Annotated in this window: 15 protein-coding genes; 8 read left to right on the forward strand and 7 right to left on the reverse strand. The window is 70.6% G+C overall.

Going from position 1 to position 18,108, the window contains the following annotated elements; genetic code table 11:
* Positions 1-236 precede the first annotated feature (236 nt).
* The 6 genes from BMZ47_RS19750 to BMZ47_RS19775 all read left to right on the forward strand — a co-directional run bounded on the left by BMZ47_RS19750 (position 237) and on the right by BMZ47_RS19775 (position 8,250).
* A complete protein-coding gene (locus BMZ47_RS19750) occupies positions 237-722 on the forward strand; it encodes a formate dehydrogenase subunit gamma (RefSeq protein WP_007565762.1) in 486 nt (161 codons plus the stop codon).
* Entirely contained in the window at positions 719-2,278 is a 1,560-nt protein-coding gene (locus BMZ47_RS19755) for a formate dehydrogenase beta subunit (protein WP_091863890.1), read from the forward strand. The genes BMZ47_RS19750 and BMZ47_RS19755 overlap by 4 nt, the downstream gene beginning before the upstream one ends.
* A 10-nt stretch (positions 2,279-2,288) precedes the next feature.
* Entirely contained in the window at positions 2,289-5,150 is a 2,862-nt protein-coding gene (gene fdhF, locus BMZ47_RS19760) for a formate dehydrogenase subunit alpha (protein ID WP_007565758.1), read from the forward strand.
* A gap of 4 nt (positions 5,151-5,154) precedes the next feature.
* Positions 5,155-5,448 carry a formate dehydrogenase subunit delta gene (locus BMZ47_RS19765; protein ID WP_007565756.1) on the forward strand — a complete coding sequence of 98 codons (294 nt, stop codon included), beginning with the start codon at positions 5,155-5,157 and terminating at the stop codon, positions 5,446-5,448.
* Positions 5,449-5,585: 137 nt separating this feature from the next.
* A complete protein-coding gene (locus BMZ47_RS19770; protein WP_091863957.1) occupies positions 5,586-7,247 on the forward strand; it encodes an OFA family MFS transporter in 1,662 nt (553 codons plus the stop codon).
* A gap of 82 nt (positions 7,248-7,329) precedes the next feature.
* Positions 7,330-8,250, forward strand: a complete 921-nt coding sequence (locus BMZ47_RS19775) for a LysR family transcriptional regulator (protein ID WP_091863891.1) — start codon at positions 7,330-7,332, stop codon at positions 8,248-8,250.
* 7 nt (positions 8,251-8,257) lie between these two features.
* Here BMZ47_RS19775 and BMZ47_RS29185 read toward each other — a convergent pair whose 3' ends face one another.
* The 7 genes from BMZ47_RS29185 to BMZ47_RS19805 form a co-directional block, all read right to left on the reverse strand.
* Positions 8,258-8,386 carry a hypothetical protein gene (locus BMZ47_RS29185; RefSeq protein WP_007565749.1) on the reverse strand — a complete coding sequence of 43 codons (129 nt, stop codon included), beginning with the start codon at positions 8,384-8,386 and terminating at the stop codon, positions 8,258-8,260.
* 165 nt (positions 8,387-8,551) lie between these two features.
* The gene (rpmG, locus tag BMZ47_RS19780) at positions 8,552-8,719 is read right to left on the reverse strand and encodes a 50S ribosomal protein L33 (RefSeq protein WP_091863892.1); all 168 of its coding nucleotides are present in this window, start codon (positions 8,717-8,719) and stop codon (positions 8,552-8,554) included.
* Positions 8,720-8,825: 106 nt separating this feature from the next.
* On the reverse strand, positions 8,826-10,016 hold the full coding sequence (locus tag BMZ47_RS19785) for an MFS transporter (RefSeq protein ID WP_244536880.1): 1,191 nt from the start codon (positions 10,014-10,016) through the stop codon (positions 8,826-8,828).
* Positions 10,013-10,762: an NUDIX hydrolase gene (locus BMZ47_RS19790; protein ID WP_208601074.1), complete on the reverse strand. Its 750-nt coding sequence runs from the start codon at positions 10,760-10,762 to the stop codon at positions 10,013-10,015. Before BMZ47_RS19790 ends, BMZ47_RS19785 begins: the two co-directional genes overlap by 4 nt.
* Positions 10,713-11,183, reverse strand: a complete 471-nt coding sequence (locus tag BMZ47_RS19795; RefSeq protein WP_091863893.1) for a DUF983 domain-containing protein — start codon at positions 11,181-11,183, stop codon at positions 10,713-10,715. The genes BMZ47_RS19790 and BMZ47_RS19795 overlap by 50 nt, the downstream gene beginning before the upstream one ends.
* Before the next feature lie 23 nt (positions 11,184-11,206).
* Complete coding sequence (rnr, locus tag BMZ47_RS19800) at positions 11,207-13,528, reverse strand: ribonuclease R (RefSeq protein WP_091863894.1); 2,322 nt, start codon at positions 13,526-13,528, stop codon at positions 11,207-11,209.
* A gap of 138 nt (positions 13,529-13,666) precedes the next feature.
* Complete coding sequence (locus BMZ47_RS19805; RefSeq protein WP_091863895.1) at positions 13,667-14,005, reverse strand: hypothetical protein; 339 nt, start codon at positions 14,003-14,005, stop codon at positions 13,667-13,669.
* Between the two features lie 115 nt (positions 14,006-14,120).
* Here BMZ47_RS19805 and ydiJ point away from each other — a divergent pair, with 115 nt between their 5' ends.
* On the forward strand, positions 14,121-17,207 hold the full coding sequence (gene ydiJ / locus BMZ47_RS19810; protein ID WP_091863896.1) for a D-2-hydroxyglutarate dehydrogenase YdiJ: 3,087 nt from the start codon (positions 14,121-14,123) through the stop codon (positions 17,205-17,207).
* Complete coding sequence (locus tag BMZ47_RS19815; RefSeq protein WP_091863897.1) at positions 17,204-18,100, forward strand: ketopantoate reductase family protein; 897 nt, start codon at positions 17,204-17,206, stop codon at positions 18,098-18,100. The genes ydiJ and BMZ47_RS19815 overlap by 4 nt, the downstream gene beginning before the upstream one ends.
* Positions 18,101-18,108 lie beyond the last annotated feature (8 nt).

Consider the following 18,108-nt stretch of genomic DNA (forward strand, 5'->3'; position numbering starts at 1 on the left):
TGCAATTTCGTGCATGGCACAAAGCGATGTTGCGGCGCACGCAAGATTTTTCGACCGACGCCGTGCATCGGAAACGAACGCTTTAAGAAAGACTTATCGCGGTTTGTCACCGCGACCATCGTGCGGGTGACAGTTCGACAGGGATCCTTTGTCGGGCCACCGGACTGCACGATTGATGGGGTTCGGCATTTCTGTTCCACTTCGTTTTAGAAAAGGAACAGACTGGGCTGGAAACCATGGCGCGTCACGAGCCCTGGAGCGCGGAACGCGCCTCCGGGATCATTGCAGAACATACCCATCTCGAAGGCGCGACGCTGCCGATCCTGCACGCGCTGCAGGCGACCTTCGGCTACGTCGATGGCGGCGCCGTGCCGCTCATCGCCGACGCGCTGAACCTGTCGCGCGCCGAGGTGCATGGCTGCATCACCTTCTACCATGATTTCCGCGCCCACCCGGCCGGCCGCCACGAGGTGAAGCTGTGCCGGGCCGAGGCCTGCCAGGCCATGGGTTCGGACAAGATCCACCGCGAGATCCTCGGCCGCCTCGGCTGCGGCTGGCACGAGACCACTGCCGACGGCAGCGCCACAGTCGAGCCGGTCTACTGCCTCGGCCTCTGCGCCAACGGCCCCGCGGCCCTCATCGACGGCGAGCCGGTCGCCCATCTGACCGCCGATTCCCTCGACGAGGCGCTGGCCGAAACCAAGCGGGAGACCCGCCAGTGAGCGTCACCCTTTACGTCCCCCGGGACGCCGTGGCTCTGGGCCTCGGCGCCAACAAGGTCGCCCGGGCCCTGTTCGCCGGCGCCGAGCGCCGCGGCCTCGACGTGACCATCGTGCGCACCGGCTCGCGCGGCCTGTTCTGGCTCGAGCCGATGGTGGAGGTCGGCACGCCGGAGGGCCGGGTCGCCTATGGTCCGGTCAAGGTCTCGGATGTCGACGCCCTGCTCGATGCCGGCCTGACCACCGGCGGCGAGCATGCCCTGCGCCTCGGCGATCCGGAGAAAATACCGTTCCTGGCCCGCCAGCAGCGCCTGACCTTCCACCGCTGCGGCGTGGTCGATCCGGTCTCGGTGGCCGATTACCGCGCCCATGGCGGCTATCGCGGGCTCGAGGCCGCGCTGAAGCTCGATGCCGAGGGCATCGTCGCGGCGGTGCGCGATTCCGGGCTGCGCGGCCGCGGCGGCGCCGGCTTCCCGGCCGGCATCAAGTGGAACACCGTGATGCTTGCCAAGGGCGAGCAGAAATACGTCGTCTGCAATGCCGACGAGGGCGATTCCGGCACCTTCGCCGACCGGATGATGATGGAGGGTGACCCCTTCAACCTCATCGAGGGCATGACCATCGCGGCCGTCGCGACCGGTGCGACCCGCGGCTACATCTACCTGCGCTCGGAATACCCGCAGGCCTTCGCCACCCTGAAGGAGGCGATCGCCAACGGCATCCAGGCGGGTGTCCTGGGCGACGACATCCTCGGCTCGGGCAAGACCTTCCACCTCGAGGTCCGGCTCGGGGCCGGCGCCTATATCTGCGGCGAGGAGACCTCGCTGCTGGAGAGCCTGGAGGGCAAGCGCGGCATCGTGCGGGCCAAGCCGCCGATCCCGGCGCTCAAGGGCTTTCTGGGCAAGCCGACCCTGGTCAACAACGTCATGACCTTCACGGCCGTGCCGTGGATCCTGGAGCACGGCGCCAAGGCCTATGCCGATTACGGCATGGGCCGCTCGCTCGGCACCCTGCCGATCCAGCTCGCCGGCAACATCAAGCATGGCGGCCTGATCGAGCTCGCCTTCGGTGTGACGCTCCGCGAGGTGATCGAGGATTACGGCGGCGGCACCCGTTCGGGCCGTCCGGTGCGGGCCGTGCAGGTCGGCGGGCCGCTCGGGGCCTACTTCCCCGATCACCTGCTCGACACGCCCCTCGATTACGAGGCGATGGCGGCCCAGAAGGGCCTCGTCGGCCATGGCGGCATCGTCGTGTTCGACGACACCGTCGACATGGCCGCCCAGGCGCGCTTCGCCTTCGAGTTCTGCGCCACCGAATCCTGCGGCAAGTGCACCCCCTGCCGCATCGGCGCGACCCGTGGCGTCGAGACCATGGACAAGGTCATCGCCGGCATCCGGCCGGAGACGAACCTGAAGCTGATCGAGGACCTCTGCGAGGTCATGACCGATGGGTCGCTCTGCGCCATGGGCGGGCTCACGCCCATGCCCGTGATGAGCGCGATCACCCATTTCCCGGAAGATTTCAGGCGCGCCGGCGATCTGCCGGTCGCGGCCGAGTGAGGAGACGTCGATGGGCCTGATCAAGGAGATCGACTACGGCACGCCGATCCGCGTGGCGGAGCAGACCGTCACCCTGACGATCGACGGCATGGACGTGACGGTGCCGGCCGGCACCTCGGTGATGGCGGCGGCGATGCATGCCGGCACCCAGATCCCGAAGCTGTGCGCCACCGACTCGCTGGAGCCGTTCGGCTCCTGTCGCCTCTGCCTCGTGGAGATCGAGGGGCGGCGCGGCACGCCGGCCTCCTGCACCACGCCGGCCGAGAACGGCATGGTCGTGCGCACGCAGACCGACAAGCTCGCCAAGCTCCGCAAGGGCGTGATGGAGCTCTACATCTCCGATCACCCGCTGACCTGCCTGACCTGCGCCGCCAACGGCGATTGCGAATTGCAGGACATGGCCGGCGTCGTCGGCCTGCGCGACGTGCGCTACGGCTACGAGGGCGACAACCACGTCGTGCCGACGGCCGAGAAGTATCTGCCGAAGGACGAGTCGAACCCGTACTTCACCTACGATCCGTCGAAGTGCATCGTCTGCAACCGCTGCGTGCGCGCCTGCGAGGAGGTGCAGGGCACCTTCGCGCTGACCATCGCGGGCCGCGGCTTCGACAGCCGCGTGGCGGCCGGCCCGACCAACTTCATGGAGTCGGAGTGCGTCTCCTGCGGCGCCTGCGTGCAGGCCTGCCCGACCGCGACCCTCCAGGAGAAGTCGATCCACGAATTCGGCCAGCCCGAGCATGCCGAGGTGACGACCTGCGCCTATTGCGGCGTCGGCTGCTCGTTCAAGGCCGAGATGCAGGGCACCCGCGTCGTGCGGATGGTGCCGTACAAGGGCGGCAAGGCCAACGAGGGCCATAGCTGCGTCAAGGGCCGCTTCGCCTACGGCTACGCCACCCACAAGGACCGCATCACCAAGCCGATGATCCGCGCCAAGATCACGGATCCGTGGCGCGAAGTGTCCTGGGAGGAGGCGATCAACCACGCGGCCTCCGAGTTCAAGCGGATCCAGGCCACCTACGGCAAGGACTCGGTCGGCGGCATCACCTCGTCGCGCTGCACCAACGAGGAGGCCTACCTCGTCCAGAAGCTGGTGCGCGCCGCCTTCGGCAACAACAACGTCGATACCTGCGCCCGCGTCTGCCACTCGCCCACCGGCTACGGCCTGATGTCGACGCTCGGCACCTCGGCCGGCACCCAGGACTTCAAGTCGGTCGAGAATTCCGACGTGATCCTGGTGATCGGCGCCAACCCGACGGACGGCCACCCGGTCTTCGGCTCGCGGATGAAGAAGCGGCTGCGCCAGGGCGCCAAGCTGATCGTCGCCGATCCCCGCAAGATCGACCTGGTGAAGTCGCCCCACATCAAGGCCGACTATCACCTGCCGCTGAAGCCCGGCTCCAACGTCGCCTTCATCAACTCGCTGGCGCACGTCATCGTCACCGAGGGGCTGATCGACGAGGCCTATGTCCGCGAGCGCTGCGATCTCGCCGAGTTCGAGACCTGGGCCCGGTTCATCGCCGAGGAGCGCCACTCCCCGGAGGCGCAGCAGCAATTCACCGGGCTCGACCCGGCCGAGGTCCGCGCTGCGGCCCGGCTCTACGCCACGGGCGGCGCGGCCGGCATCTATTACGGGCTGGGCGTCACCGAGCACAGCCAGGGCTCGACCATGGTGATGGGCATGGCCAACATCGCCATGGCCACCGGCAATATCGGCAAGCTCGGGGCCGGCGTGAACCCGCTGCGCGGCCAGAACAACGTCCAGGGCTCCTGCGACATGGGCTCGTTCCCGCACGAGCTCACCGGCTACCGCCACGTCTCGGACGACGCCACCCGTGAGAGCTTCGAGGCCCTCTGGGGCGCCAAGCTCGACAACGCGCCGGGCCTGCGCATCACCAACATGCTGGACGAGGCCGTCGATGGCTCGTTCAAGGGCATGTACATCCAGGGCGAGGACATCGCGCAGTCGGATCCCGACACGCACCACGTCACGTCCGGCCTGAAGGCGATGGAGTGCATCGTCATCCAGGACCTGTTCCTGAACGAGACCGCCAAATACGCCCACGTCTTCCTGCCGGGCGCCTCGTTCCTGGAGAAGGACGGCACCTTCACCAACGCCGAGCGCCGCATCTCCCGCGTGCGCAAGGTCATGCCCCCGATGGGCGGCTACGGCGACTGGGAGGGCACGGTGCTGCTCTCCAACGCGCTCGGCTACCCGATGCACTACAACCACCCGTCCGAGATCATGGACGAGATCGCCGGCCTGACCCCGAGCTTCACCGGCGTGTCCTACGCCAAGCTCGACGAGCTGGGCTCGGTGCAGTGGCCCTGCAACGAGAAGGCGCCGCTCGGCACGCCGATGATGCACGTGGACCGCTTCGTCCGCGGCAAGGGCCGGTTCATGATCACCGAGTTCGTGGCCACCGAGGAGCGGACGGGGGCGAAGTTCCCGCTGATCCTGACCACGGGCCGGATCCTGTCCCAGTACAATGTCGGCGCGCAGACCCGGCGCACCGAGAACTCGCGCTGGCACGAGGAGGACGTGCTGGAGATCCACCCGTTCGACGCCGAGCTGCGCGGCATCGTCGACGGCGATCTGGTCTCCCTGGAGAGCCGGTCCGGCGACATCGCCCTCAAGGCCAAGGTCTCGGAGCGGATGCAGCCGGGCGTGGTCTACACGACCTTCCACCACGCCAAGACCGGCGCCAACGTCATCACCACCGACTACTCGGACTGGGCGACCAACTGCCCGGAATACAAGGTGACCGCGGTGCAGGTCCGGCGGACCAACCGGCCCTCCGACTGGCAGGCGAAGTTCTACGAGGAGGATTTCTCGTTGACGCGCATCGCCCAGACACTCGACGCGGCGGAGTGAGCCGATGAGCGCGCAGACCCAGGAGGACAAGCTCCTCCGAATGGCGAACCAGATCGCCACCTTCTTCCGGTCCTACCCGGAAGAGGAGGCGGTGGCCGGGGTGCACAAGCACATCACGGCCTTCTGGACGCCCAAGATGGTCTCGAAGCTCGAGGCCGCCCTGCCGGAGATGGGCGACCGGGCCGACAGCCTGGTGCAGCGGGCCCTGCGCGGCGCCGAGCCCCAGGCCGAGAGCCCGGTGCGCCCGGCGACCCGCGATCCGCAGAAGCTCGGCGAGGGCGCCAGCGACGCCGGCTGATTGGCAATTCGCGCGCTCCAACCGGGGATTAAATCCCGGGTTGGAGCGTTTCGCGTGCTGGCAACCGGTACCCGGAACCGCTAGGCTTTCCGCGATGCATGACTCAGTCAATGAAGTCGTGCTCGGAGGAAGCCTCGATGCATTCAGAACTGGCGGGCGCGGTCGTGCCCGGGAGCGATCACGGCTGGCTGTCCCGTGAACGCATCGTCGCCAAACCGGGCTTCAACCGCTGGCTCGTTCCGCCCGCGGCCCTGGCGATCCATCTCTGCATCGGCATGGCCTACGGCCTGTCGGTCTTCTGGCTGCCGCTGACCCGCGCCCTCTCGGTCGGCCAGCCCGCGCCCGCCGCCTGCCCCGACATGGGCGTGATGACCGCCCTGTTCACGACGACCTGCGACTGGCGCGTCAGCGACCTCGTGATGGTCTTCTCCATCGGCATCGTGATGCTCGGCCTCTCGGCCGCCCTGTTCGGCGGCTGGCTGGAGCGGGCGGGCCCGCGCAAGGCCGGTATTGCGGCGGCCCTGTGCTGGGGTGGCGGCTTCCTGATCGGCGCGCTGGGCGTCTACCTCCACCAGCTCTGGCTGGTCTGGCTCGGCATGGGCCTGATCGGCGGCATCGGGCTGGGACTCGGCTACATCTCCCCGGTCTCGACGCTGATCAAGTGGTTCCCCGACCGGCGCGGCATGGCCACCGGCATGGCAATCATGGGCTTCGGCGGCGGCGCGATGATCGGCTCGCCCCTGGCCGACGGCCTGATCAAGACCTTCCGCAGCGCCGAGTCCGTCGGCGTCTGGCAGACGCTCGCGGTGATGGGCCTCGGCTACATCGTGTTCATGCTGGGCGGCGCCTTCGGCTACCGGGTCCCGCCGCCCGGCTGGCGCCCGGACGGGTGGACCCCGCCGGCGTCCAAGAACGCCATGATCGCCTCGGGCCACGTCCACCTGCGGGACGCGCACAAGACCTTCCAGTTCTGGATGATCTGGCTGGTCCTCTGCCTCAACGTCTCGGCCGGGATCGGTGTCCTGGCGCTCGCCTCGCCGATGCTCCAGGAGATCTTCGGCGGCGCCCTGATCGGGCTGCCCGGCACCGGCTTCACCGCCCTCGACGCCGGCCAGAAGGCGCAGGTCGCCGCGATCGCCGCCGGCTTCGTCGGCCTCCTGTCCCTGTTCAACATCCTGGGCCGGTTCTTCTGGGCCTCGATGTCGGACCGGATCGGCCGCAAGCTCACCTACGCGATCTTCTTCGCGCTGGGCGGCGTGCTCTACGCCGCCGCCCCCTGGGCCGCCGGGATCGGCTCGCAGGCGCTGTTCGTCGCCTTCTTCTGCGTGATCCTGTCGATGTATGGCGGCGGCTTCGCGACCATCCCGGCCTACCTCGCCGACGTGTTCGGCACGCAGTTCGTGGGCGCGATCCACGGCCGCCTGCTCACCGCCTGGTCGACCGCCGGCATCGTCGGGCCGTTCGTGGTCACCAAGATCCGCGAGGCCCAGGCCGCCGCCGGGGTGCAGGGCGCGGATCTCTACGGCCGGACCATGTACGTGCTCGCCGCCTTCCTGGCCGCCGGGTTCGTCTGCAACCTGCTGATCCGGCCGCTGGCCGGGCGCTGGTTCATGTCGGATTCCGAGCGCGCCGCCCTGGACGTCCGGGCCGGCACGGCGTCGGTGCGCGCCTCGGGCTCGTTCGGCATCGGCCGGGGCGGGTTCAGCCCCGCGGCCGGGCTCGCCTGGGCGGTGGTCGGCATCCCGATCCTGTGGGGGATCGGCATCACCCTGTCGAAGGCGTTCATCCTGTTCCGCTGAGCGGCCGGTTGTGGCTGGACGGGCGGGTGATTACGTTCTGGCATGCCAAAGCGTGCCGGCATGAGTCGTTCGGAATGCCCCCGTGATCGACAAGCTGGATTTCCTGCTCGCGCTCGCCCGCGAGCAGCATTTCGGCCACGCGGCCGAGACCTGCGGGGTGACGCAGCAGACCCTCTCGGCCGGCGTGAAGCAGCTGGAGAACCGCTTCGGCGTGCAGCTCGTGCTGCGCGGCTCGCGCTTCCAGGGCTTCACCCCGGAGGGTGAGCGGGTCCTGGCCTGGGCGCGCCGGATCGTGGCCGACGCGCGGGCGATGCACGAGGAGGTCACCGGCCTGCGCCGCGGCCTGACCGGGCACCTGCGCATCGCCGCGATCCCCACGGCCCTGCCGATGATCGTGGACCTCACGACCCCCTATCGCGAGCGCCACCCGGACGTGCGGCTCACGGTCGAATCCGCCGCCTCCACCGACATCTTCTCGCTGATCGAGAATCTCGAGGCCGATGCCGGGCTGACCTATCTCGACAACGAGCCCCTGGGCAGGGTCGTGTCCGTGCCGCTCTACCGGGAGCGCTACCGGCTGGTCACGGCCGATGGCGGCCCGTTCGACGGCCGCGCCAGCGTCACCTGGGCCGAGACCGGGCAATTGCCGCTCTGCCTGCTGACCCCGAACATGCAGAACCGGCGGATCATCGACCAGCAGATCCGCGAGTCGGGCGCCGAGCCGGCCGCGACCCTCGAATCGAACTCGATGATCGTGCTCATGACCCATGTGCGCACCCTGCGCTGGGCCTCGATCATGCCGGAGATCCTGGTCGACGCCCTCGGGCCGATGGCGGGGGTGCGGGCGATCCCGATCACCGCCCCGGACCTGGAGCACACGATCGGCCTCGTCGCCCCGCGCCGCGAGCCCTCGACCCCGATGGTGACCGCGCTCGTCGCCATCGCCCGGACCCTGGCACGGACGCTGGACCCGGACCTCGCCGGGGCGATGCCCGGCCCGTGAGGGTCGCTCAGGCCGGTACCGAGAGGCCCCGCAGCAGGAAGCGGGCAGCGCGATAGGGCAGGAGCGGCAGCTTCAGGACGCAGCGCGCCGCCAGGATCGCCAGAACGGTCAGCGCCATCAGCAGCATTCTCGACATCGCGCGCTCCGCCGCCCGAATCGGCCGAAGCCGGACCCTGGGCGCCCCCGTAAGGTGCGACGCTGGTCTGAAGCCGCCCTCCGATCCATCCGCGCATAGAAAAAGCCGCCCCGTTCCCGGAGCGGCTTGTCGGATCGGCTGAGGCCTGAGGGCGGCCGCGAACCTTTACTTGATCTTGGTTTCCTTGAACTCGACGTGCTTGCGCGCCACCGGGTCGTACTTGCGCATCGTCAGCTTCTCGGTCTGCGTGCGGGAGTTCTTCTTGGTGACGTAGAAGTAGCCGGTGTCGGCGGTGGACATGAGCTTGATCTTGACGGTGACGGCCTTGGCCATGGCGCGGCGCTCCTGCAGGGTGCGGCATTCCGCGTGAGCGAAACGCAAATGGCCGGGAAAGCCCGGCCGAATACGGGCGGGTCAATGCCCGATCGGGCGGTTCAGGTCAAGACCGGACGCCCGCGCGCTCCATCGTGACGAGGCTCACGGAGAAGGCGAGGAACAGCGCGAGCAGCGCCCAGGCGAAGCCGTGCGGCGGCACCAGGTCGAGGCCGCCGCCGATCAGGGGCGGTCCCAGCATCAGGCCGACATTGTACAGCACCACGAAGGCCGCGTTGGCGCCGGCGAGATCCGTGGCCGGCACCCGGTCGCCCAGGGTGGTCAGGCCGACCGTGTAGAGCGTGCCGGCGATGCCGCCCCAGGCGAACAGGACGAGGCCGAGGGCCACCGGCGATCCCGAAGCCAGCGGGATCAGGGCGGAGCCGGCAGCACCGCCGAGGCTCGCCACGAGCAGCACGGCGCGCCGGTCGAAGCGGTCGGCGAGCCAGCCGAACGGGATCTGGAACAGCACGTTGCCGAGCGCGATCAGGCTGACGAGGCCGGCCGCGCCCTGCGCGTCGTAGCCGAGGCGCAGGCCGTAGAGCGGCAGGATCGCGAAGATCCCGGTCTCCACCGCCCCGTAGGCGAGGGCGGCGAGCAGCGCCCCGGGGGCGAAGCGCAGATAGGCCAGGATGCTGCGGCCGGAGCCGTGCGCGATCGTGGGCGAGAGCCCCCGGGCGAGGACGATCGGCAGGCCGCCGGCCAGCATCAGGCCGGCGCCGGTCAGGTAGGGCGCCAGGCCCTCGGTCCCGACCAGCGCCAGAAGGGCCGGGCCGACCGCGAAGCCCGCCGCCAGCACGGTGGCGTAGATGCCCATCACCAGGCCGCGGCGCTCCGGCGGGGCGGCGGCGTTGATCCAGTACTCGGACAGCACGAATAGCGCGCCCAGCGTCGCCGAGAACACGAAGCGCAGCGGGAACCAGAGGGCGATGCCCGGAAGGATCGGGAAGGCCGCCAGGCTCACCGCCCCCACGACCAGCGCCAGGCAGAGCAGCCGCGCGACGCCGATCCGCGCGGCGAGCCGCGGCACGAACGGCACCGTGCAGATGCTGGCGATGCCGGCGACCGCGGTGTTGAGCCCGATCAGGGTGCTGGACGCGCCGCGCCGCTCAAGCTCGATCGACAGGAGCGGGATCGACAGGCTCAGCCCGATCCCGACCACGGTGACGCAGGCGATGGCGGCGGTGATCGCCGCCACGGTGTCCGGCCCGATCCCGCTTCCCGCGACGATCCGGTCCGGCCTCTCGGAAACATTCACAACGCAACTCGTTCGCGGCGGCCGTAGCGCTCGTAGTGGAAGGGGATCATCCGGTATGGCGCGAAGTCGACGGCGATCTGCGCCTCGAGATCGTCCAGGATGGCCCGGGTGATGAACGGCAGGTCGAGCTTGCGCGCCGCATCGAGGCGGACCCAGGCGAGCTCGGTGAACTCGGAATCCGGGCTCACCCGGCCCAGCTCCTCGGCCGCGACCATCCGGCGGTCCACGGCGAAGAACCGCGTGTCGAACCGGCGCACGCGCTTGGGCGGGGTGATCGCCCGGGCCACGAGGTGCAGCGCCTCGAGGTCCGGCAGGATCTCATGGCGGGCGAAGGCTTCCCAGCCCGCCGGGGCGGTCTCGGGAGCGCCGTGCTCGCGCGTGCCGAGCAGCAGGCCGGTCTCCTCGTAGGTCTCCCGGATGGCGGCGAGTGCCAGCGCCCGGCCGAGATGGTGCGGCGGCCGGGAGACCTGGCGGGTCAGCGCGGCCTCGGCATAGTCGGGCAGGGCGCCGGCCACCGGCATGTGGCGGTCGCCGACCTCGATCCGGCCGCCCGGGAACACGAACTGCCCCGGCATGAAGGCGAGCCGCGGGTTGCGGCGGCCCATCAGGACCTTGGGGCCGCCTTTGCCGCGCCGGTCGAGCACGATCAGGGTCGCGGCATCCCGCGGGCGCAGGCGCGCCGGGGAAGGCTTCGGCTCAGGGCTGGTCGGGATCTCGGATTCCTGCTGCGGCTCCGGCTGCGGCAAGGCGTGTCTCCTTCAGCCCCGAGACGGGGCCGCCCCGCGGTAACGTGGCGAAGCCGTGCATGCCAAGGGCGTATTGCAGCCCGACGACGGCCCCCTTGACCGGCTGGAGCAGGACGAGGGCGAACAGGAGCGTGAAGACCGGCCAGACGCCCATCTCGACCCAGAGGGGGACGTCGTAGGCGCTCTCGGTCTCCAGGATCAGGTAGCCGACCACGTGGGCGACGATGAAGATCACCACGTAGGGGGGCAGGTCGTCGGCCCGGTGATGGTGCAGCTCCAGGCCGCAGACGTCGCATTCCGGGCGCACCTTGAGGAAGCGCCCGAAGATCCGGCCCTGGCCGCAATGGGGGCAGCGGCCGATGAAGCCGCGCGCCATCGCGGGGATCAGGCGGGTGCGCACGGGAATCGCGTCGGTGGCCATGTTTAGGGTCTACACCGGCCGGGTCACCGGCGCGAGCCGCGATGGCGCGTACCGGAGTTGCGGATGCCGGGCGGACGACCCGACGGCGCGGCCTTGAACGGGCGGCCGCCGGGCTTCCGGCCGCCGCTATCCTTGCCGGACCCGGTGCGGGTCTTGCCCTCGCTGAGCAACTCGAAGCGCAGCGCGCCGGCCACCGGGGCGGCCTCCACCAGACGGACCTCGACCCGGTCGCCGAGCCGGAAGGTCTCGCCGCTGCGCTCGCCCACCAGGGCGTGGCGGGCCTCCTCGTGGCGGAAATAGTCGGCGCCGAGCTGCGAGATCGGCACGAACCCGTCCGCCCCGGTCTCGTCGAGCTTGATGAATAGGCCCGACCGGGTGACGCCCGCGATCTGGCCCGCGAAGGTCGCGCCGATCCGGTCGACCAGATGGTGGGCGATCAGCCGGTCGATGGTCTCGCGCTCGGCCGCCATGGCGCGGCGTTCGGCCGCCGAGATCTGCTCGCCGATCTGGGCGAGCTCGCCCAGGGACACCGCCGCCGGCAGGCCGTCGGAGCCGAGACGGCAGGCGGTGATCAGCGCCCGGTGGACGATCAGGTCGGCGTAGCGGCGGATCGGTGAGGTGAAATGCGCGTAGCGGCGCAGGTTCAGCCCAAAATGGCCGAGATTCTCCGCGGCGTAGATGGCCTGCGCCTGGGAGCGCAGCACCACCTCGTTGATGAAGGTCGCGTGCTCGCTGCCCGCCACCGAGCCGAGAATGCGGTTGAACAAGGCGGGGCGCAGCGCGCCCTCCTTGGGCAGCTTGATCCCGACCGAGGCCAGGACCTCGCCCAGAGCCTGCATCTTCTCCTGCGCCGGCTCATCGTGGACCCGGTAGATCAGCGCCTGCTTGGCCGCCTCCAGGGTCTCGGCGGCGGCCACGTTGGCCTGGATCATGAACTCTTCGATCAGCCGGTGCGCGTCGAGGCGCTCCGGCACGATCACCCGGTCGACCGCGCCCTCGGGCGACAGCAGAACCTTGCGCTCGGGTAGGTCGAGGGCGAGCGGGCCGCGGCGATCGCGCGCCGCGCGCAGGGCGGCATAGGCCGTCCAGAGCGGGCGAAGTGCCGGCTCGAGCAACGGCCCCGTGGCGGCGTCCGGCTGGCCGTCGATGGCGGCTTGCGCCTGCGCGTAGGCGAGCTTGGCGCGCGAGCGCATCATCACCCGGTGGAACGTGTGGCGGCGCTTCTCGCCGTCGGCGGTGATCACCATCCGGACCGCAATGGCCGGGCGGTCCTCGCCTTCGCGCAGGGAGCAGAGATCGTTCGAGATCCGCTCCGGCAGCATCGGCACGACGCGGTCGGGAAAGTAGACCGAGTTGCCCCGCTCCAAAGCCTCGCGGTCGAGGCTCGAGCCGGGGCGGACATAGGCCGCCACATCCGCGATGGCGACGGTGAGGATGAAGCCGCCCGGATTGGCCGGGTCGGGATCGTGCTCCGCCATCACGGCGTCGTCGTGGTCCTTGGCGTCCGGCGGGTCGATGGTCAGCAGCGGCCGGTCGCGCCAATCCTCGCGGCCCGCCAGCGAGGCCGGCTCCGCCTGGTCGGCCTCGGCCAGGGTCGCGTCGGAGAAGACGTGCGGGATGTTGTGCAGGTGGAGCGCGATCAGGCTCACGGCCTTCTCGGAGCCGAGCGACCCGAGCCGCTCCCGGACCCGGCCCCGCGGCAGGCCGAAGCGGGTCTCGCGCTCCAGCGACACGCTGACGAGGTCACCGTCCCGGGCCTGGCCCTCCTCGCCGGGCGGAATCAGGATCTCGCGGCCCTGCGAGCGCTTCTCCACGGGCACGATCCGGCCGCCCTGCGCGCCGGCGCGGTAGACGCCGATGATCTCGGCCTTGTTCTTCCCAATGACCTTGATGACCCGGCCGGTATAGCCGCCGTCGGCGTCGCGCTCGACGCGGACCAGGGCGCGGTCGCCGATCCCGGCGGCCGGCCGGCTGCCCTTGCGGGGGCCGCGGCCCTGCGTGAGCACGATGGATGGCGGCTTGCCGGTGCCGGTCCATTCCACCGGGATCGCGAGGAAATCGCCGTGCCGGTCGCGGCTGCGGATATCGGTCAGCACCACCGGCGGCAGGCGGCCCGCGGTCGCGAGCCCGCCGCGCCCGCGATCGACGGCGCCGTCCTCCTCGATCTCCTTGAGGATCCGCTTCAGGTCGATCTTGGCGGCACCCTTGATGCCGAACGCCTTGGCGATCTCCCGCTTGCCGACGGGTTCGGTCGCCTCCGCCACGAAGGCGAGGATCTGCTCGCGGGTGGGGAAGGGCGGGGGAGCGGCGGGCTCGGCCGCCTCTGCGCTGATGCGTCGTGCCAAAAGGTGGTGCCGGACAGTTCTCGAAAACGATGTGCGCCCGAAATCGGGCGCCGGACCGCTGATTCGGTCTTGTCATCCCAAGATGGGGTTCCGGTCGGTCCGCGGCAACGGCGGCACGCGCGTCCTCAACAGGCGCGATCAACCTGTTGAGGCGGACTTCCGGATGCGATCGACCGCGAGATCCAGGTCGAGGCCGGGATCCAGGATCTCGTCGAGGGTGAACGGGCAGGCGCGCGGCAGCGTCAGGTTCACCTGGCCCTCCTCGGGCGCCAGCTCCGGCGTCTCCGCCTGCTGGATCGCCAGCGTCCAGGCGCCGTCCATGCGCAGGCTCCCGGCCGCCGGCGGGTCTGCCGCCAGCGCGGCGAGCTTGTCCCGCCCGGCCGCGCGGCAGGCGAGGCTCTTGCCGTCGTCGGAGATGAGGGCCGCCTTGATCAGTTCGGCCAGGGCATCCCGGACCCGTTCGACGCTCGCGTTCATGGGCATCCGCTCCGCATTCGCGCCCGCCGGCGCAAGCGCGGTGCCAGCACCCATCGGGGCGGCGCGACATAATCGCGGACCTTCCCTCGTGAGCCGCCCAGTGTAGAACGCTTCCATGATCCCGGTCCTGACCCGCCAAACCGAGGCCGTGCCGCTCTACGAGGCGGCGATCGCAGAGCTGCGCCTGCGCGGCTTCGAGGGCGACCTGACGATATCGGCCGCCGATCGGACGGTCTTCTCCACCGACAACTCGATCTATCAGGTCGAGCCCGGGGCTGTGGCCTTCCCGCGCTCGCGCGACGACCTCGTGCGGATCGCCAAGCTGCTGGACGACCCGCGCTTCACCGAGATCGTGATCCGCCCGCGCGGCGGGGCGACCGGCACCAACGGCCAGTCGCTCGGCCACGGCCTCGTGGTCGACACCTCGCGGCACATGAACCGCATCCTGGAGATCGACGTCGCGCGCCGCACCGTCCGGGTCGAGCCCGGGGTGGTGAAGGACCAGCTCAACCGGGCGCTCGCCGCCCACGGCCTGTTCTTCGCCCCCGAGCTCTCGACCTCGAACCGCGCCACCATCGGCGGCATGATCTCCACCGACGCCTGCGGGCAGGGCTCCTGCCTCTACGGCAAGACCCGCGACCACGTCCTGGCGCTGACCTGCGTGCTCGCCGACGGCACGGTCTGGGAAGCCGAGCCGCTGGACGAGGCCGGGCTCGCAGCCGCCAAGGCGCGCAACGACCGGGTCGGCGAGATCCACCGCACCATCGACACCGTCGTCACCGAGAACGCGGCGCTGATCGCCGAGCGCTTCCCCAAGCTCAACCGCTGCCTCACCGGCTACGACTTGGCCCATCTGCGCGACGCGTCGGGGCGCTTCGACCTCAAGAGCGTGATCTGCGGCTCGGAGGGCACCCTGGCGCTGATCGCCGAGGCGCGGCTCAACGTGCTGCCGATCCCGAAGGCCTCGGTGCTGGTGGCGCTCTCCTACGTGGATTTCGATGCCGCGCTCCGCGACGCCCAGGCCCTGCTGCCCTTCGGCGCGGCCTCCGTGGAGACCATCGATTCCACCGTGCTGGGGCTCGCCCGCCAGGACCCGATCTGGGCCGAGGTGCAGGCCTTCTTCCCGGACGATCCCGGCGGTCGGACGGTCCACGGCATCAACCTCGTGGAGTTCGTCGGCGACGACGCGCAGGCCGTGGACGCCGCCCTGGCGCGGCTCACCGCCATGCTGGAGGCCGAGCGCGGCACGGAGACCAAGCGTCTGGGCTTCACCATCGCCCGCGGCGCGGCGATCGAGAAACTCTGGACGATGCGCAAGAAGGCGGTGGGCCTGCTCGGCGCCGCCAAGGGCGACGCGCGCCCGATCCCGTTCGTCGAGGATACCGCGGTTCCGCCGGAGCGGCTCGCCGACTTCATCGCCGAGTTCCGGGCGCTGCTCGACGCCAAGGGCCTGCGCTACGGCATGTTCGGCCATGTCGATGCCGGCGTGCTGCATGTCCGCCCGGCGATCGACCTGAAGGACCCGAACCAGAACGCCCTGATCCGCGAGGTGACCGAAGGCGTGGTCGCGCTCACCGCCAAGTATGGCGGCCTGCTCTGGGGCGAGCACGGCAAGGGGTTCCGCTCCGAATTCGTGCCCGCGACCTTCGGGCCGCTGATGCCGGCGCTGGAGGCGGTCAAGCGCGCCTTCGACCCGGGCGACCGGATGAACCCGGGCAAGATCGCCTCGGCCCGGGGCGGCGCGCTCACCCGGATCGACGGGGTCCCCCGCCGGGGCGAGCAGGACCGCACGATCCCGCCGCCGGTCCGGCAGGATTTCGACGAAGCCCTGCACTGCAACGGCAACGGCGCCTGCTTCAGCTTCGACGCGGACGAGGCGATGTGCCCGTCTTGGAAGGCGACCCGGGAGCGGCGGCACTCGCCGAAGGGCCGCGCCTCGCTGATGCGCGAGTGGCTGCGCCTGGCCGCCCAGGCGGGGATCGACCCGGCCGCGGAGCTGAAGCGCCAGCGCGCCGGCTGGCTGCCCGATGTTTTTGCGACTGTGCGGAGCGGTTTCCGGCGTGGCTCCGACGACGGCGACTTCTCGCACGCCGTGAAGGAGGCGATGGACGGCTGCCTCGCCTGCAAGTCCTGCACGGGCTCCTGCCCGATCAAGGTCGACGTGCCGACCTTCCGGGCCAAGTTTCTGGCGCTCTATCACGCCCGCTACGCCCGGCCCCTGAAGGACCATCTGGTGGCGGCGCTCGAGCCGCTGCTGCCGCTGGCGGCCCGGATGCCGCGCCTGAGCAACGCGGCCCTGGCCAACCCGCTCGCCCGGAAGCTACTGGCCAAGGCCGGCCTGGTCGGGATCCCGGCCCTCTCCTCCGTCGATCTCACAGCGCGACTCGCCGGTCTCGGCGTCGCCACCGCGACCCCGGAGGCGCTGGCCCGGCTCGCCCCGGCCGAGCGGGAGCGCGCGGTGCTGCTGGTGCAGGACGCCTTCACCAGCCATTTCGAGGCGACCCTGGTGGTGGATGCCTGCGCGCTTCTGATCGCGCTCGGCTTCCGGCCCTGGCTCGCGCCCTACCGCCCGAACGGCAAGCCGCTGCATGTGCACGGCTTCCTGGCCCGCTTCGCCGCGGTGGCGCGCTCCAACGCCGCGATGCTGCGGGCGCTTGCCCGCTCGGGGGTGCCGCTCGTCGGCCTCGACCCCTCGATGACGCTGACCTACCGGTCCGAATACGCCCAGGCGCTGGGCGGCGGCGACCTGCCCAAGGTCCAGATCCTGCAGGAATGGCTCGCCACGCAACTCGACCGGATCGCGCCCCGTCACGGCGGGGCGACCCTGCGGCTGCTGCCCCATTGCACCGAGCGCACCAACGCCCCCGGCGCGGTGCGCGACTGGCAGGCCGTGTTCACCCATCTCGGGCTGCGGCTCGACGTGCCGGCCGCGGGCTGCTGCGGCATGGCCGGGACCTACGGCCACGAGACGCGCAACCGCGCCACCTCCGAGGCGATCTACGGCTTGAGCTGGGCCCGCCACGTGGCCGACGCCCCCGTCGGCACCCTGCTGGCGGACGGCTATTCCTGCCGGTCGCAGGTCAAGCTCGTCGACGGCGTGCGGCTGCGCCACCCGGTCGAGGCCCTGCTCGACCACGTCCGGACGAGCGCGGTGGGCGCCGCCCCGTTCCATCCCGAGCGCGCCGCGGCTTCGGCCCGATGAAGGTCGCCATCCTCGGGGCCGGCGCGGTCGGCTGCTATTACGGCTTCCTGCTGGCCCGCGCCGGCCACGCGGTGACGCTGATCGGCCGCCCGGCCCTGGTCGAGGCGGTCCGGTCCGGCGGGCTGGTGCTGGAGAGCGAGGCCGGGCGCGAGATTGTCCCGGTTGAGGCGACCGCGTCCGGCGCGGGCGTCACGGGCGCCGATCTGGTTCTGGTCTGCGTCAAGTCCGGCGATACGGAAGCGGCCGGGGCGACGATCGCCTCACATCTCAGCCCCGCGGCCACGATCCTCAGCCTCCAGAACGGCGTCGACAATGCTGAGCGCCTGGGCGCCGTGCTGGGGCGGCCCGTGGTGCCCGTGGCGGTCTACGTCGCCACCGAAATGGTCGGGCCGGGCTGCGTCCGCCACAACGGAAGGGGCGACCTGGTGCTCGGCGCCTCGAAAGCGAGTGAAACGATTGCCGTTGCGTTCGGCGCGGCCGGGATCCCGACCACGGTCTCGGAACGCGCGCTGGACGCCCTCTGGGGCAAGCTGATCCTGAACTGCGCCTACAACGCCCTCTCGGCCCTGACCCAGCTGCCCTACGGCCGCCTGGTGCAGGGCGAGGGCGTGATCGCCGCGATGACCGACGTGGTGCAGGAATGCGTCGCGGTGGCGAACGCCTCGGGTGTGTCGGTGCCCGACGACATCCGCGACACGGTGCTCGCCCTCAGCACCAGCATGGCCGACCAGCGCTCCTCCACGGCCCAGGACCTAGCCCGGGGCCGGCCCAGCGAGATCGACCACCTCAACGGCTATGTGGTGCGGAGAGGCGCGGCGCTGGGCATTCCGACGCCGGCGAACCGGATGCTGCACACGCTGGTCAAGCTCGCGGAGCGGCAAAATGAAAGCTGAGGGATCGG

The sequence above is a fragment of the Methylobacterium brachiatum genome (assembly GCF_900113845.1).
Classification (GTDB): Bacteria; Pseudomonadota; Alphaproteobacteria; order Rhizobiales; family Beijerinckiaceae; genus Methylobacterium; species Methylobacterium brachiatum.